Origin of the sequence: Marinobacterium lutimaris (assembly GCF_900108065.1) — a bacterium.
Lineage (GTDB): Bacteria > Pseudomonadota > Gammaproteobacteria > Pseudomonadales > Balneatricaceae > Marinobacterium_D > Marinobacterium_D lutimaris.
In genome coordinates this window covers 259,434-273,382 of the sequence record NZ_FNVQ01000004.1, presented here as the reverse complement: position 1 = coordinate 273,382, position 13,949 = coordinate 259,434, and the positions used below count along the sequence as shown (strand labels likewise).

14 protein-coding genes are annotated in these 13,949 nt (G+C 57.4%); 12 read left to right on the top strand and 2 right to left on the bottom strand.

Features of this window, described 5'->3' with window-relative positions; translation table 11 throughout:
- The first annotated feature begins 7 nt into the window (after positions 1 to 7).
- Positions 8 to 1,012 carry a DNA-directed RNA polymerase subunit alpha gene (locus C4S72_RS18295; protein ID WP_104004627.1) on the top strand — a complete coding sequence of 335 codons (1,005 nt, stop codon included), beginning with the start codon at positions 8 to 10 and terminating at the stop codon, positions 1,010 to 1,012.
- Positions 1,013 to 1,051: 39 nt separating this feature from the next.
- Positions 1,052 to 1,444, top strand: coding sequence for a 50S ribosomal protein L17 (gene rplQ, locus C4S72_RS18290; protein ID WP_104004626.1), 393 nt, complete (start codon positions 1,052 to 1,054; stop codon positions 1,442 to 1,444).
- A gap of 173 nt (positions 1,445 to 1,617) precedes the next feature.
- Here the strand turns inward: rplQ and uvrA are convergent, their stop codons facing one another.
- A complete protein-coding gene (gene uvrA / locus C4S72_RS18285; protein WP_104004625.1) occupies positions 1,618 to 4,437 on the bottom strand; it encodes an excinuclease ABC subunit UvrA in 2,820 nt (939 codons plus the stop codon).
- Between the two features lie 162 nt (positions 4,438 to 4,599).
- Between uvrA and ssb the strand changes: the two genes are divergently transcribed.
- From ssb to rfbD, 3 genes are all read left to right on the top strand, one after another.
- Positions 4,600 to 5,112: a single-stranded DNA-binding protein gene (ssb, locus tag C4S72_RS18280; protein WP_104004624.1), complete on the top strand. Its 513-nt coding sequence runs from the start codon at positions 4,600 to 4,602 to the stop codon at positions 5,110 to 5,112.
- A gap of 252 nt (positions 5,113 to 5,364) precedes the next feature.
- Positions 5,365 to 6,570, top strand: a complete 1,206-nt coding sequence (locus C4S72_RS18275; protein ID WP_104004623.1) for an MFS transporter — start codon at positions 5,365 to 5,367, stop codon at positions 6,568 to 6,570.
- Between the two features lie 183 nt (positions 6,571 to 6,753).
- The gene (gene rfbD / locus C4S72_RS18270; protein ID WP_235009188.1) at positions 6,754 to 7,728 is read left to right on the top strand and encodes a dTDP-4-dehydrorhamnose reductase; all 975 of its coding nucleotides are present in this window, start codon (positions 6,754 to 6,756) and stop codon (positions 7,726 to 7,728) included.
- Here the strand turns inward: rfbD and C4S72_RS18265 are convergent.
- Positions 7,666 to 8,055 (bottom strand): SirB2 family protein, encoded by a 390-nt coding sequence (locus tag C4S72_RS18265; protein ID WP_104004621.1) that lies wholly within the window; start codon positions 8,053 to 8,055, stop codon positions 7,666 to 7,668. The genes rfbD and C4S72_RS18265 overlap by 63 nt on opposite strands.
- 92 nt (positions 8,056 to 8,147) lie before the next feature.
- Here C4S72_RS18265 and moaA point away from each other — a divergent pair, with 92 nt between their 5' ends.
- The 7 genes from moaA to C4S72_RS18230 all read left to right on the top strand — a co-directional run bounded on the left by moaA (position 8,148) and on the right by C4S72_RS18230 (position 13,621).
- Positions 8,148 to 9,146 (top strand): GTP 3',8-cyclase MoaA, encoded by a 999-nt coding sequence (moaA, locus tag C4S72_RS18260; protein WP_104004620.1) that lies wholly within the window; start codon positions 8,148 to 8,150, stop codon positions 9,144 to 9,146.
- A gap of 41 nt (positions 9,147 to 9,187) precedes the next feature.
- A complete protein-coding gene (gene moaB, locus C4S72_RS18255; RefSeq protein WP_104004619.1) occupies positions 9,188 to 9,730 on the top strand; it encodes a molybdenum cofactor biosynthesis protein B in 543 nt (180 codons plus the stop codon).
- Complete coding sequence (locus tag C4S72_RS18250; RefSeq protein WP_200826833.1) at positions 9,727 to 10,941, top strand: molybdopterin molybdotransferase MoeA; 1,215 nt, start codon at positions 9,727 to 9,729, stop codon at positions 10,939 to 10,941. The genes moaB and C4S72_RS18250 overlap by 4 nt, the downstream gene beginning before the upstream one ends.
- A gap of 84 nt (positions 10,942 to 11,025) precedes the next feature.
- Positions 11,026 to 12,147, top strand: a complete 1,122-nt coding sequence (locus C4S72_RS18245) for a 1-acyl-sn-glycerol-3-phosphate acyltransferase (protein WP_104004618.1) — start codon at positions 11,026 to 11,028, stop codon at positions 12,145 to 12,147.
- Positions 12,144 to 12,626, top strand: a complete 483-nt coding sequence (moaC, locus tag C4S72_RS18240) for a cyclic pyranopterin monophosphate synthase MoaC (RefSeq protein ID WP_104004617.1) — start codon at positions 12,144 to 12,146, stop codon at positions 12,624 to 12,626. The genes C4S72_RS18245 and moaC overlap by 4 nt, the downstream gene beginning before the upstream one ends.
- Positions 12,626 to 12,877 carry a molybdopterin converting factor subunit 1 gene (moaD, locus tag C4S72_RS18235; RefSeq protein WP_104004616.1) on the top strand — a complete coding sequence of 84 codons (252 nt, stop codon included), beginning with the start codon at positions 12,626 to 12,628 and terminating at the stop codon, positions 12,875 to 12,877. Before moaC ends, moaD begins: the two co-directional genes overlap by 1 nt.
- A gap of 6 nt (positions 12,878 to 12,883) precedes the next feature.
- Positions 12,884 to 13,621, top strand: a complete 738-nt coding sequence (locus C4S72_RS18230) for a lysophospholipid acyltransferase family protein (RefSeq protein WP_104004615.1) — start codon at positions 12,884 to 12,886, stop codon at positions 13,619 to 13,621.
- Positions 13,622 to 13,949 lie beyond the last annotated feature (328 nt).

The following is a 13,949-nucleotide window of genomic DNA, read 5'->3' as shown; positions in this document are numbered from 1 at the left end:
GGAACTAATGCAGCGTTCAGTAAACGAGTTTCTTAGCCCACGTCACATCGACGTGCAGGAGATCAGTAAGACACGTGCCAAAGTGACTCTCGAGCCGCTTGAGCGTGGATTCGGTCATACTCTGGGCAATGCGCTGCGCCGTATTCTGCTCTCTTCCATGCCTGGCTGTGCCATCACGGAAGCAGAGATTGATGGTGTGCTGCACGAATACAGCAGCATCGAAGGGGTGCAGGAGGATGTCATTGAGATCCTTCTGAATCTCAAGGGTGTTGCCATTCTGCTGCACAATGCAGATGAAGCGGTGCTGACTCTTAGCAAGTCCGAGCCCGGTCCTGTGACAGCTGGTGATATCCAGCTGACTCAGGATGTTGAAGTTGCCAATCCGGATCACGTGATTGCTCATCTCAACAGTGGCGCAAACCTGAATATGCACCTGACGGTTAGTCGCGGTCGCGGCTACGTGCCAGCAGATGCCCGTATCAGCGAGGACGATGAAACTCGTGCTATTGGTCGTCTGCAGCTCGACGCGACGTACAGCCCGGTACTGCGTGTTTCTTACGCAGTAGAGAGCGCGCGTGTCGAGCAGCGTACCGACCTGGATAAACTCGTTATTGATATCGAGTCCAACGGTACTATCGACCCGGAAGAATGCATCCGTCGTGCGGCGACCATTCTGCAGCAGCAGCTCGCAGTGTTCGTTGACCTCGAAGATGCAAGCGAACAGACCAAGTCTGAGCCGGCTGAGCCGGAAATCGACCCGGTTCTGCTGCGCCCGGTTGATGACCTTGAGCTGACCGTTCGTTCCGCTAACTGTCTGAAAGCAGAGCAGATCTATTACATCGGTGATCTGATCCAGCGCACCGAAGTAGAGCTGCTGAAGACTCCTAACTTGGGCAAGAAGTCCCTGACCGAGATCAAGGACGTGCTGGCGTCCAAAGGTCTGTCTCTGGGAATGCGTCTTGAGAACTGGCCGCCAGCCAGCCTCAAGGGCGACGACAAGGCGGCCTCTTAAGGTCTGGCTTCTAACCCTAAGTTGCAAAGGATTTAGAAAATGCGTCATCGTAAATCTGGTCGACACTTTAATCGTACAAGTGCGCACCGCAAGGCGATGTTCAAAAACATGGCAGTGTCTCTGTTCGAACACGAACTGATCAAGACCACTCTGCCTAAAGCTAAAGAACTGCGCCGCTTTGCTGAGCCGCTGATCACTCTGTCAAAGACTGATTCCGTAGCGAATCGTCGTCTGGCATTCTCGCGCACTCGCAGCCCTGAGGCTGTGGGCAAGCTGTTCAACGAACTGGGCCCGCGTTACGCGAACCGCCCGGGTGGTTACATCCGCATTCTGAAATGCGGTTACCGCGCCGGCGACAACGCGCCGATGGCTTACGTTGAGCTGGTTGACCGCGCGGCTGGTGCAGCTGTTGTGGAAGAGTCTGAAGACTAATCCTCACGGCCTGGCCACCAATAAAAAACCCGATCCTTACGGATCGGGTTTTTTTGTGTCTCAAATTCAGCGGTGCCAGATTCTGGGTTTTCACATACAGCATTGCCACTGTCGCTGAAGCTGGCCAGAAAGGCAGGGGGTGCCTCTGGCCAGCGGTTCTTTACAGTGTCGGTTTAGAGCATTGGCTTGAGGAAGCGCCCGGTATGAGAAATAGGGTTCTGCGCTACCTCTTCGGGTGTGCCGGTGGCGATAATCTCGCCGCCGCCGCTGCCACCTTCCGGGCCGAGGTCGATCAACCAGTCGGCGGTTTTGATCACATCCAGGTTGTGTTCAATTACAACGATAGTGTTGCCGTGGTCGCGCAGGCGATCGAGAACGCTGAGCAGCTGGGCGATATCGTAGAAATGCAGACCGGTAGTGGGCTCGTCGAGGATATAAAGCGTCTTGCCGGTATCGCGCTTGGATAGCTCCCGCGCCAGTTTGACGCGCTGCGCCTCACCACCGGATAGGGTAGTGGCTGCCTGGCCCAGGCGGATGTAGCTCAGGCCCACATCGATCAGGGTCTGTAGTCTGCGAGCCAGCGCGGGTATTGCGTCGAAGAACTCGCGTGCGTCCTCCACGGTCAATTCAAGGACTTCATTGATGTTCTTGCCCTTGTATTTAACATCCAGGGTTTCACGGTTGTAGCGCTTGCCCTTACAGACGTCACAGGGAACGTAAATATCTGGCAGGAAGTGCATCTCCACCTTGATCACGCCATCGCCCTGACAGGCCTCACAGCGGCCGCCCTTGACGTTGAAGCTGAATCGTCCCGGTTTGTAGCCGCGGGAGCGTGCTTCCTGGGTGCCGGCAAAGAGCTCGCGCACCTGGGTGAAAATGCCAGTGTAGGTCGCCGGGTTAGAGCGCGGTGTACGACCGATCGGGCTTTGGTCGATATCGATCACCTTGTCGAAATGATCAAGTCCCTCAATCTTTTTGTACGGCGCATGCTCCAGGGTCGTGGCTTTGTTGAGTTCGGTGGCGGCGACCGGGAACAGCGTATTGTTGATCAGCGTGGACTTACCGGACCCGGAAACGCCGGTGATGCAGGTGAACAGTCCGACGGGAAGCTCCAGGGTCACATCCTTCAGGTTGTTGCCACTGGCACCTTCAAGACGCAGTACGCGCTTCGGATCGCGGGGGTTACGCTGCTTGGGTATCTCGATACGGCGTGTACCTGAAAGATACTGGCCAGTCATGGAATCTTCACAGGCCATCACCTCGGCGGGGATGCCATCGGCAATCACTTGGCCGCCATGCACGCCGGCGCCTGGGCCGATATCGATCACCCAGTCGGCCATACGGATCGCGTCCTCATCATGCTCGACAACGATAACGGTATTGCCCAGATCACGCAGGTGCTCAAGGGTCTTCAGTAGACGTTCGTTATCGCGCTGATGCAGACCGATGGAAGGCTCATCAAGAATGTACATGACGCCAACAAGGCCCGCGCCAATCTGGCTTGCTAGCCGGATACGCTGAGCCTCGCCGCCGGACAGGGTCTCTGCACTGCGCTCTAAGGATAGGTAGTCGAGACCTACATTGACGAGGAACGAGAGCCGTTCACGGATCTCTTTCAGAATCTTCTCGGCGATCTCGCCCTGTTTGCCGCTGAGTTTCAGACCTTCGAAATAGTCTGAGGCTGAGCCTATGGGCAGGTGCACCAGCTCGGGCAGGGTACGTTCGTCTATGTATACGTGGCGAGCATCACGGCGCAGACGGGTGCCGTGGCAGCTCGGGCAGGGCTGCATGTTAAGGAACTTGGCCAGATCCTCGCGCACCATTTCAGACTCGGTCTCGCGGTAGCGACGCTCCAAGTTGTTCAGCACGCCTTCGAACACATGAGACTTGGTGACGACCGTACCGCGATCGTTGACGTATTCGAAGGGAACCTCAACCTTGCCGCTGCCTTCGAGAATGATCTTGCGGTGTTTGCTGTCCAGTTCGGCGAAGGGAGTGTCCATATCGAAGCTGAAGTGCTTGGCCACGGCCTTCAACTGCTGATAGTAGTAAAGCGAACGGCGGTCCCAGCCGCGTATGGCCCCCTCGGAAAGAGTCAGGCTGGAGTCCTGCACGACTTTTGCGGGATCGAAGTACTGACGTACACCCAGGCCGTCACAGCTGGGACAGGCACCGTGCGGGTTGTTGAACGAGAACATCCTAGGTTCGAGTTCATGAATGGCGTGGCCGCACTTGGGGCAGGCGAAGCGGGACGAAAAGACCAGTTCCTCGTTATCGTCATCCATCCAGGCGACGGTTGCCATACCATCGGTTAGATTCAACGCGGTCTCGAAGGACTCCGCAAGGCGGGTCTGCAGGTCGTCTCGGACCTTGAAGCGGTCAACGACCACTTCGATGTTGTGCTTTTTGTTCTTATCCAGGCTAGGTGCTTCATCGAGATCAACGACGATGCCGTTAATGCGGGCGCGGACAAAGCCCTGGGCACGCAGGTCTGCCAGTGTATGCAGGTGTTCGCCCTTGCGGCCCTGGACCACCGGAGCCAGTAGCATCAGTTTGCTCCCTTCCGGCAGGCCCAGCACCTGGTCGACCATCTGGCTGATCGTCTGTGCCGACAGCGGCAGATCATGGTCTGGGCAGCGTGGTTCGCCGGCACGGGCGAACAGCAGGCGCAGGTAATCATAGATCTCGGTAATGGTGCCAACGGTGGAGCGCGGGTTGTGCGAGGTGGATTTCTGCTCAATGGAGATCGCGGGTGATAGCCCCTCAATGTGGTCCACATCAGGCTTTTCCATCATCGACAGGAACTGCCGCGCATAGGTGGAAAGTGATTCCACATAGCGTCGCTGGCCCTCGGCGTAAAGCGTGTCGAAGGCAAGCGATGATTTGCCTGATCCGGACAAACCGGTGATGACGATCAGTTTGTCTCGGGGGATATCCAGATCGATGTTCTTCAGGTTGTGGGTACGAGCCCCGCGTACCAGAATCTTGTCCATGAGCGCTCCGGCCAGATTGAGCAAAACCGCTAGTATAAGCGTTCAGAGAGGGCGGCTTAAACCGGCTGGCTGTGTTATTCTGCGCATAGCGCGTTCCGTTCGGGAAACGGAGTTTCCGGCGAACATGAGTTATGAACAAATACCGCAAAATTGGAGATAGAGATGGCGCGTGGCATCAACAAAGTAATTCTGGTCGGTAATCTGGGGGGCGACCCTGAAGTACGCTACATGCCCTCAGGTAACGCGGTGACTAACGTAACCCTGGCGACCAGCGAGTCCTGGAAGGACCGTCAGTCCGGTCAGCAGCAGGAGCGCACCGAGTGGCACCGGGTCGTATTCTTCAACCGCCTGGCCGAGATTGCCGGTGAGTACCTGCGCAAAGGTTCCAAGGTCTACGTGGAAGGTTCACTGCGTACCCGTAAGTGGCAGGGCCAGGACGGTCAGGATCGCTACACCACCGAGATTGTCGCTAGCGAAATGCAGATGCTAGACGGCCGCGGCGGTGACAGCGGTGGTTATTCGCAGCCGGATCCGATGGGTTACGGTCAGCCCCAGGGACAGCCGCAAGGTGGTCAGCCGCGTCAGCAGCAGCGCCCGGCGCCTGCGCCTCAGCAGCAGCCCCAGCAGCCGCCGGCACCGGATATGGACTCCTTCGACGACGATATCCCGTTCTAATCCTTCGGAATTGGCTGCAGGGCTCCGAACTCGGGGCAGCAGCAGTTCCTGTCGAGGAAGAAAGGATAGCGGTAAAAAGCCGGGCTCTGATGCCCGGTTTTTTGTGCCTGAATAACGTGTTGACCAGCTAACGCAGCCTGAATCCGACCCCCGGGTTATGAATCCCGCTAATAGGGGATATGTGTTACCGAGGGCTACAAGCAGAATGTAGTGGCTGTTACATTATTTGTTTAATTCAATATTGAGCAAGTGATGTCCAAGAACAATAGTGTCGAAGTCACGCCGGCAATGACCGGATCCCAGGCCCTGTTGTTTGCCGTGGCTTCAGGGGCGGCCGTTGGCAATCTGTACTGGGCGCAGCCGCTGCTTGATTACATCGCCGACGCTTTTGAGGTGTCGACGGGGTCTGCCGGTTTGCTGGTGACGGCGACCCAGATCGGCTACGCGCTTGGCATTTTTTTCCTCGTACCCCTGGGTGATGTGGTCGACAGGCGTCGGTTTATACCGGCTGTCATGCTTTGCTCCGCCGCTGCGCTTATCTTGAGTGCATTCGCTCCAAGTTTCCCTCTGCTGCTGGCAGCGTTAATGCTGGTGGGCTTCAGCACGGTTTCGGGTCAGCTGCTTATTCCTCTGGCCAGTGATCTGGCAGGCGATAGAGAACGCAGTCGACTTATCGGGATGATTGTTTCGGGCATTCTGATCGGAATCCTGGCGTCGCGAACCATCAGTGGACTGATGGCTGATCTGTTGGGATGGCGGGCTATCTATATTGCAGCGGCGGTGGTTACAGTGCTGTTGGCACTCGTTATGAGAAGAACACTGCCGCAGATAGAGCGCCGGCAAACGCTAGGGTATCTCGGCTTGTTGAAATCCGTGTTTACCATCGTGGCAAAGTATCCCAGTGTGCAGGTGACATTGTTGCTGGGCGCGATGATGTTCGCCGTATTTACGCTGTTCTGGACCGGGCTTACCTTTCTGCTCAGTAGCGCGCCATACGGCTACAGCGCAGGTCAGATAGGGCTGGTAGGCCTGGCCGGCCTTACTGGCGCGGTAGCCGCAAGACGCTGCGGCGGACTGCATGACCGGGGCCTTTCGGTGCCTGCCACCGGTATTTTTCTGCTGCTGTTGCTGGTGTCGCTAATACTGGCTGATTTAGGCGCAGAATCGATACTGCTGATTTTGATCGCGGTTATTCTGCTGGATGTGGCTATCCAGGGGATGAATGTGCTTAACCAGTCGCGTCTGATGACGGTGGACAGTGCTTCTCGAAGCCGGTTGAACACTGCGTTCATCGTCTGTAATTTCGCAGGTGGTGCGATAGGGTCTGCGTTGGCCGGATTGCTCTGGTCGGTGGGTGGCTGGCATGCGATCTCAATGGGTGAGATTCTGCTCACGCTTTGTGCCCTCGTGCTGTGGTTTTTCTGCCGTAATGGGGCGCTAAATCAGCAACAGCAGTAACTGCATAGTCTCTGCTATTGTTCAGTAGCAGAGCGCCGATAACTGCGTCTAATCCGGCGGTAAATTCAATGATCGCCCCAAGGCTTTCTAGTAGTATGAAAGCCGGTGCTGGCAGGTGTCGCTGATCCCGTACCGTCTTTCAGGTTGCAAGGTTTTCAGGAGAGAGCGAACGTTTTGCAGAGCGTGTCTCAATTTTATATGGAACCGACCCGGATCCTTATTACAGGAGCCGAGGGACAGATCGGCCAGGCGTTGGTGCGCCTGACCCGTAACGATGCCCATTTCAGTGTCACTGCGCTCTCCAGACGGCAGATGGATATTACCCGGCGAGAGAAAGTCAGCGAGGTGTTGGCCGCCGAACTGCCCGACTACGTGGTCAATTGCGCCGGATTTAACCGTGTCGATCCTGCGGAGCGTAACCCTCAATGGGCGTATGAAGCCAATCAGCATGGGCCTGCACTGCTGGCGGAGATCTGCGGTGATATGTCGATCCCCCTGTTGCACCTGTCCTCTGATTACGTGTTCGATGGTCACTACGCCAGCGGTTATACCGAAGCGGATGAAGCGGCGCCGTTGGGGATCTACGGTGACAGTAAATGGCAGGGCGAGGAACATATCAGGCAGCGATTGCCGCGCCATATCATTCTGCGGGTCAGCTGGCTGTTCAGCGAAAGCGGCAGTAATTTCCTGCTGAAAACACTGCAGCAGGCGCGCAGCGAAGTGCGGATGGTGGCGGCCGATGATCGTCGCGGCTGTCCCACCTCTGCGGATGATGTAGGGCGGGTGCTAATGGCCATATTGCAGCAGCTGGTGAATGGAGCCGAAGCCTGGGGTACTTACCACTACTGTGGCGCCGAGATAACAACGCGTTACGGTTTCAGCGAAGCGATCCTGGCGGCTGCCCGGCAGTATGAACAGCTGAAGGTCAGCGAGCTGGTGCCGGTCACATCGAAGGATCTGCCAGACGAGGCCGCGGAACGTCCCGCCTCGTCTGTACTCAAATGTTCTAAGCTTTTAAATACCTTCGGTATACGTCAGCGCCCCTGGCGCAGCGAATTGCAGCGCCTGGTGCGTGAACTCTACGAGTCAGGCCGGTTAGAACAGGCCCAGAGTCGCGGAGTGGGTGCGGGCGACGCTGACCAGGTAGCCGAGGCTTAACAGGGCGCCGAGCAGGGCGACATAGCGGATTTTACGCGTACGTCCACGCTTGAGCGCCACCGTACCAAACAGAATATAGAGCAGCAGGCCCACTACTTTTGCGGTCAGCCAGCCGTTGACCAACGGGTACTGCTGGATCAGGAACATCAGCCCGATGCCGCTTAACAGCAGCAGGGTATCGATGACATGAGGGACCACACGCACCCAGCGCCAGTTAAGGCCCTTGGAATACCAGAGCATCAGCGCCGAACGGAACAGGAACAGCAGGATGGTCAGGGCGACCGTCGTGAGATGGAAATGTTTCAGTGCGATGTAGAGAGTGGCCATTGCTGGGATATCTTGCGTAGTTAATTCGTCCAGAACCTTGCTTGAAAGGGTATGGCGAGTCAATTGGAAAACCGGAAGTAATAGGTGTTTCTATGAGTGTTAAAGGTCCTGCTCCGTTAATTGATCGTTTCGGGCGCCAGGTTACCTATCTGCGGATGTCGGTCACAGACCGCTGTGATTTCCGCTGTGTTTACTGCATGTCGGAAGACATGAAGTTTCTGCCCCGTTCGGAAGTGCTCTCCCTGGAGGAGCTTTACGATATCGGCGCGGCCTTCGTGCGTCTTGGCGTCAACAAGATCCGTCTTACCGGTGGCGAGCCGCTGGTGCGGCGTGATGTCCTGAGCCTGATTGAGCGCCTCGGACAGCTGCCGATCGAGCTGGTGATGACCACCAACGGCTCCCAGTTGCCGGGTATGGCCCAGGATCTGGTCAACGCGGGGATGCGGCGCATCAATATCAGCCTCGACTCGCTGCGTGCCGCCCGCTTCTCGGAGCTGACCCGCACCGGCAAGCTGGATAAGGTGCTGAGCGGCATCGAAGCCGCCAAAAGCGCAGGTTTCAAGCGTATCAAGCTCAACGCCGTGGTGCTCAAGGGGCGTAACGACGATGAGGTGCTCGACCTGGTCGATTTCGCCCGTCGTGGCGGCCTGGATATCACCTTTATCGAAGAGATGCCGCTGGGGCAGATCAGTGAGCATGGCCGTGCGGAGTCTTACTGCTCCAGCGATGAGCTGCGAGAACTGATCGGCAGCCGCTATTCGCTGCTCGATAGCACAGAGAATACCGGCGGTCCGTCACGTTACTTCCGCATGGCCGATTCCGCTTCCCGCATCGGCTTTATCTCGCCGCACAGCCATAACTTCTGTGGCGACTGTAACCGTGTCCGTCTCACTGTCGAGGGGATGCTGCTGCTGTGCCTCGGTAACGAGCACTCCCTGGATCTGCGCGAAATTGTTCGCAGCTATCCCGGCGATGCGGATCAGCTCGAAGCGGCTTTGCGTCGCGCGATGGATATCAAGCCGGAGAAGCACGAATTCAATCTTGATGAAGAGCCGCAGATACTGCGGTTCATGAATATGACCGGTGGCTGACAGCTGACTGATTCAGCCAAAAGCGACAAACAGGAGAGTCCATGTCACACGGCGCCGAAAAAGCGTTTATCCCCCTCGATATTGCGGTGCTTACCGTATCCGATACGCGCACAGCTGAAAACGATACCTCCGGCGATCTGCTGGCTGAACGGGTCACCGAGGCCGGGCATCGTCTGGCCGACCGCGCCCTGATTGCTGATGATGTCTATCGTCTGAGGGCGAAAGTCTCCCAGTGGATCGCAGACCCTGAGGTCCAGGTGGTGGTGTTGACCGGCGGTACCGGTTTTTCCCACCGCGACTCGACGCCGGAAGCGATCGCGCCGCTGCTGGATAAAGAGGTCGAAGGCTTTGGTGAGCTGTTCCGCCATATCTCCTGGGAAGAGATCGGCAGCTCCACTGTGCAGTCCCGTGCATTGGCGGGCCTGGCTAATGGCACATTGATCTTCTGTCTGCCGGGTTCCACCGGAGCCTGCCGCACCGGTTGGGACAAGGTGATCAGCGAGCAGCTCGACAGCCGTCATCGCCCCTGTAACTTTGTCGATACCCTGATCCGTGCCCGTGATCAGCGCAGGGCGCTTGCATGACGGATGCTATGAAGCCGGGGCTGATGCCGCTGGAGCAGGCGATCGAGGAGCTGTTGGAACGCACCCGCTGCATCGTCGATGTGGAAACCTGTGCACTGGCCGAGGCGGTAGGGCGAGTGTTGGCTGAGCCGGTAACGGCACAGGTGAATGTTCCGCCTGCGGATAACAGCGCCATGGACGGTTATGCCGTCCGTGCAGCGGACCTGGAACAGACCGATACGCTGAGGGTCAGTCAGCGTATCGCAGCAGGCAAGGCGCCGGATGCGCTGCAGCCGGGTACTGCTGCGCGGATTTTTACCGGCGCGGAGATTCCCGCCGGTGCCGATGCCGTGGTGATGCAGGAACAGATCGAGGCGGAAGGCGACCAGGTACGTTTCACGCGCGAGGTTCAGCCCGGCCAGAATATCCGCCTGGCGGGTCAGGATATCAAACGTGGCAGCGAAGTATTGCCGGCGGGAGCCGCGTTAAGCCCGGTGGCGCTGGGAGTGTTGGCATCGGTGGGATTGGCCGAGGTGTCTGTTTATCGCCGTCTGCGGGTGGCGATTTTATCCACAGGCAGCGAGCTGGTGCAGCCTGGGCAGCCGCTGGCGCCGGGGCAGATCTATAACTCCAACCTCTATCTGCTGAAAGGCCTGATCGCCGAACTGGGCATGGAGTGTGTGGATCTGGGTGCGGTAGCCGATACCCGTTCGGCCACCGAAGCGGCGTTGACCCGTGCGGCTGATGAAGCGGACTTTATCATCACCACCGGCGGTGTCTCGGTGGGTGAAGAGGATCACGTCAAGGCCGCGATAGAGAGCCTGGGGCAGCTGGAGCTGTGGAAGGTGAATATCAAGCCGGGTAAGCCCTTTGCCGCAGGTCGCATCGGCAATACGCCACTTTGCGCCCTGCCGGGAAACCCGGGCTCGGCACTGATCACCTTTGCGCTGCTGGCGCTGCCTTGTTTGCGCAAGTCGCGAGGTGAGCAGCCTCGAGTACCGCTGGCGCTGCCGGTGAAGGCCGGGTTCAGTCGCATCCGCACGCAGAGCCGTGATGAGTACCTGAGGGTAGAGTGTGATCCACAGGGAATTGTTACGCCTTACGCAAACCAGAGTTCCGGAATGCTGTCATCACTTCTCTATACCAACGGCCTGGCGCTGATACCCGCTGGGGAGACGGTGGAGCAGGGGCAGCCACTGAGCTACTACCCGTTTTCATCCTTATTGCGCTGAATTGTCGCCAGCACATGAAAACCGGGCAATTGTTGGCTAAAATGTGCGCCCTTTTGACGCGAAGTTCGAGGTTACCGCTGGCGCATGAGTGAAACAGATCTGGTGAACGATCCCTATCAGGAGATTCGTCCCTACCGTGACGATGAGGTCGGCGAGGTGCTGACCAGCCTGATTTATAACGATGAGTTCGTTCGCGCCATCACGCACTACCAATTTCCCCGCCTGTCCGAGTGGATGGGCTGGGTGTTGCGCCCTATTGTCCGCATAGCTCTGGCAGCACGTATCGGCGATGTGGCCGATGTACACGACTTCCAGAAGCTGGTGGCCGATTACATGGCCAAGATGATCTCGCGTACCACCACACGGATGACCTGTTCCGGTATCGAACAGTTTGATGAAGAGGAGGCTTATCTCTTCGTTTCCAACCATCGTGATATCGCTATGGACCCGGCTTTTGTGAACTGGGTGCGCTACCAGTACGGCATGAGCACGGTGAGGATCGCCATCGGCGACAACCTGCTGCGCAAGCCCTACATCTCCGACCTGATGCGCCTGAACAAGAGCTTTATCGTTAACCGTTCCGCCCGTGGGCGTGAAATGATGACGGCGCTGACCCAGCTCTCCAGCTATATCGACCACAGCATCCAGAACGGCCACTCGATCTGGATCGCCCAGCGCGAAGGGCGCGCCAAGGACGGTAACGACCGCACCGACCCAGCCCTGCTGAAGATGTTCTACATGTCCCAGCGCAAGCAGCGCAGTTTCTCCGAGGCGGTGGAGCGGCTCAATATCGTGCCGGTATCGATCTCCTATGAGTTCGACCCCTGCGATGCCAGCAAGGCCCGTGAGCTGGCCGCAAAGGCGACCTCCGGCGCGTATGAAAAGCAGGAGTTCGAGGATATCGACAGCATCGTCAAGGGGATTACCGGTAACAAGGGCCATGTGCATGTGGCCTTTGGTGAGCCGATCCGTGGTCAGTTCGACACCCCGGAAGCGCTGGCGCTGGAGATCGATCGCCAGATCTACACCAACTACCACTTGCATCCGTCCAACCTGGCGGCTGCCGGTGAAAAGGTCGAGCCGGCTGAGCAGGCCAAGTTCGATGCCCATCTGGCCCAGGTGGCTGATGGTCCGGAGCGGGAAATCATGAAGCAGATGTATGCCAATCCGGTGTTCAATCGTCGTCGTGCGGAGGGCAAGGTGTGAGCAAACTGACCCATCTCGATGCCGACGGCCGGGCCTCCATGGTCGATGTGACCGACAAGGATACGACCTTCCGTGAGGCAGTGGTTCGCGGCCGGGTTCGGATGCAGCCGGAAACCCTGAAGCTGATTATCGAAGGCGGCCATAAAAAGGGTGACGTGCTGACCGTGGCGCGTATCGCAGGGATTCAGGCCGCCAAGCGCACTCATGAGCTGATTCCGCTCTGTCACCCGCTGATGCTCACCGGCATCAAGGTTGAACTGACGCCTAACGAGGCGGACTCCTGTGTCGATATCGAGGCGCGCTGTAAGGTCAGCGGCCAGACCGGTGTAGAGATGGAAGCGCTGACCGCCGCATCGGTAGCGGGGCTGACCATCTATGACATGTGCAAGGCGGTTGATCGCGGCATGACAATCGATGCGATCCACCTGGTGGAAAAGAAAGGCGGTAAAAGCGGCCACTGGCAGTTGGGAGAGGATTGATGAAACTGGTCTATTTCGCCAGCGTACGTGAACAGCTCGGCACCGATGAGGAGCAGCTGGAGCTCCCCGCAGGAGTGGATACCCTGGCTGATCTGATCGCCTGGCTCAGAAGTGAGCGCGGTGAGCCCTGGGAAAGCGTACTGGGTAATCCCCGTCTGCTGTGTGCCGTGAACCAGGAGATGAGCACCCAGGATGCGGCGATTACTCAGAGCGACGAAGTCGCGTTCTTCCCACCGGTGACAGGGGGCTGATCCTGCATGGCTAACCGCTCCACGTTCGTACCTGCAATCCGCTCCGGGCTTTACTATCTGCTGATGTACCCGGTCACTATTCTCTACTCCATCTTCTGCCTGATCGTTGGCCCTCTGCTGCCGTTCCGGGCTCGTTTCTCGGTGCTGAGCAGCATCAACTATTTTTACATCGCCTGGCTGCGTATCAGCTGTGGTGTGAAGGTTGAGGTGCAGGGCCGCGAAAACCTGCCCAAGGGTCAGGCCTTTGTCGTCATTGCCAACCACCAGAGTGAGTGGGAAACCCTCTTTCTGCAGCTGCTGGTGCGGCCACAGGTGGTGGTGCTCAAACGTGAGCTGCTGAAAATCCCGTTTTTTGGCTGGGCGCTGGCGCTGCTGAAGCCGATCGCACTGGATCGTTCCCAGCGCCGCGGCGCGCTCAAGCAACTGTTGGAGCAGGGCGTGGAGCGCCTTAATGAAGGGATCCCGGTCCTTATCTTCCCCCAGGGCACACGTCTGCCTGTGGGTGAGCTTGGCCGCATGAACAAGGGTGGCTCCATGCTAGCCTGTAAGGCAGGCGTGCCGGTTGTTCCCCTGGTTCACAATGCCGGCATTTACTGGCCGGGTAAGTCGTTTATCAAATACCCGGGCACGGTGCAGGTGCGGGTTGGTAAGCCGGTCGATGTTGAAGGTCGCAGTGTCGATGAGGTGCAGAAGGATGCTACCGAATGGATGCATCAGCAGATGCATGAGATCGGCGCACTCTAAGCCGGGCACTCGATATTTGACCAGGCTGATGGAGCTTCGCTAGATCAATTTTAGCGTATATTAACAGTTGTTTATATCATAAAAATATATACGCAGTGCATTTTAAATAAAAGCCAAGTAATTCATCAGTTTGGTGGGCAACCGAGACTTTTTCTTAAACTATCTTTGCTCCACATCAATTTGTTGCGATGCAAAAAATAGCTGTGTAGTATCGCTACACAATGTCGGTGTTTGTTGTACAGGAAGTATACCGCCGACAGTCAGGACGCAAGGATTTTAGCGCCTGATTTCGCATCCCTTTTGCTTTGAATTCCAGCCTCGCTCGGGG

What these genes read in the sequence shown, in the direction of transcription:
- C4S72_RS18295 (WP_104004627.1), top strand. Translation starts at nt 8, where the DNA reads ATGCAGCGTTCAGTAAACGAGTTTCTTAGCCCACGTCACATCGACGTG.
- rplQ (WP_104004626.1), top strand. Translation starts at nt 1,052, where the DNA reads ATGCGTCATCGTAAATCTGGTCGACACTTTAATCGTACAAGTGCGCAC.
- uvrA (WP_104004625.1), bottom strand. Translation starts at nt 4,437, where the DNA reads ATGGACAAGATTCTGGTACGCGGGGCTCGTACCCACAACCTGAAGAAC.
- ssb (WP_104004624.1), top strand. Translation starts at nt 4,600, where the DNA reads ATGGCGCGTGGCATCAACAAAGTAATTCTGGTCGGTAATCTGGGGGGC.
- C4S72_RS18275 (WP_104004623.1), top strand. Translation starts at nt 5,365, where the DNA reads ATGTCCAAGAACAATAGTGTCGAAGTCACGCCGGCAATGACCGGATCC.
- C4S72_RS18265 (WP_104004621.1), bottom strand. Translation starts at nt 8,055, where the DNA reads ATGGCCACTCTCTACATCGCACTGAAACATTTCCATCTCACGACGGTC.
- moaA (WP_104004620.1), top strand. Translation starts at nt 8,148, where the DNA reads ATGAGTGTTAAAGGTCCTGCTCCGTTAATTGATCGTTTCGGGCGCCAG.
- moaB (WP_104004619.1), top strand. Translation starts at nt 9,188, where the DNA reads ATGTCACACGGCGCCGAAAAAGCGTTTATCCCCCTCGATATTGCGGTG.
- C4S72_RS18250 (WP_200826833.1), top strand. Translation starts at nt 9,727, where the DNA reads ATGACGGATGCTATGAAGCCGGGGCTGATGCCGCTGGAGCAGGCGATC.
- C4S72_RS18245 (WP_104004618.1), top strand. Translation starts at nt 11,026, where the DNA reads ATGAGTGAAACAGATCTGGTGAACGATCCCTATCAGGAGATTCGTCCC.
- moaD (WP_104004616.1), top strand. Translation starts at nt 12,626, where the DNA reads ATGAAACTGGTCTATTTCGCCAGCGTACGTGAACAGCTCGGCACCGAT.
- C4S72_RS18230 (WP_104004615.1), top strand. Translation starts at nt 12,884, where the DNA reads ATGGCTAACCGCTCCACGTTCGTACCTGCAATCCGCTCCGGGCTTTAC.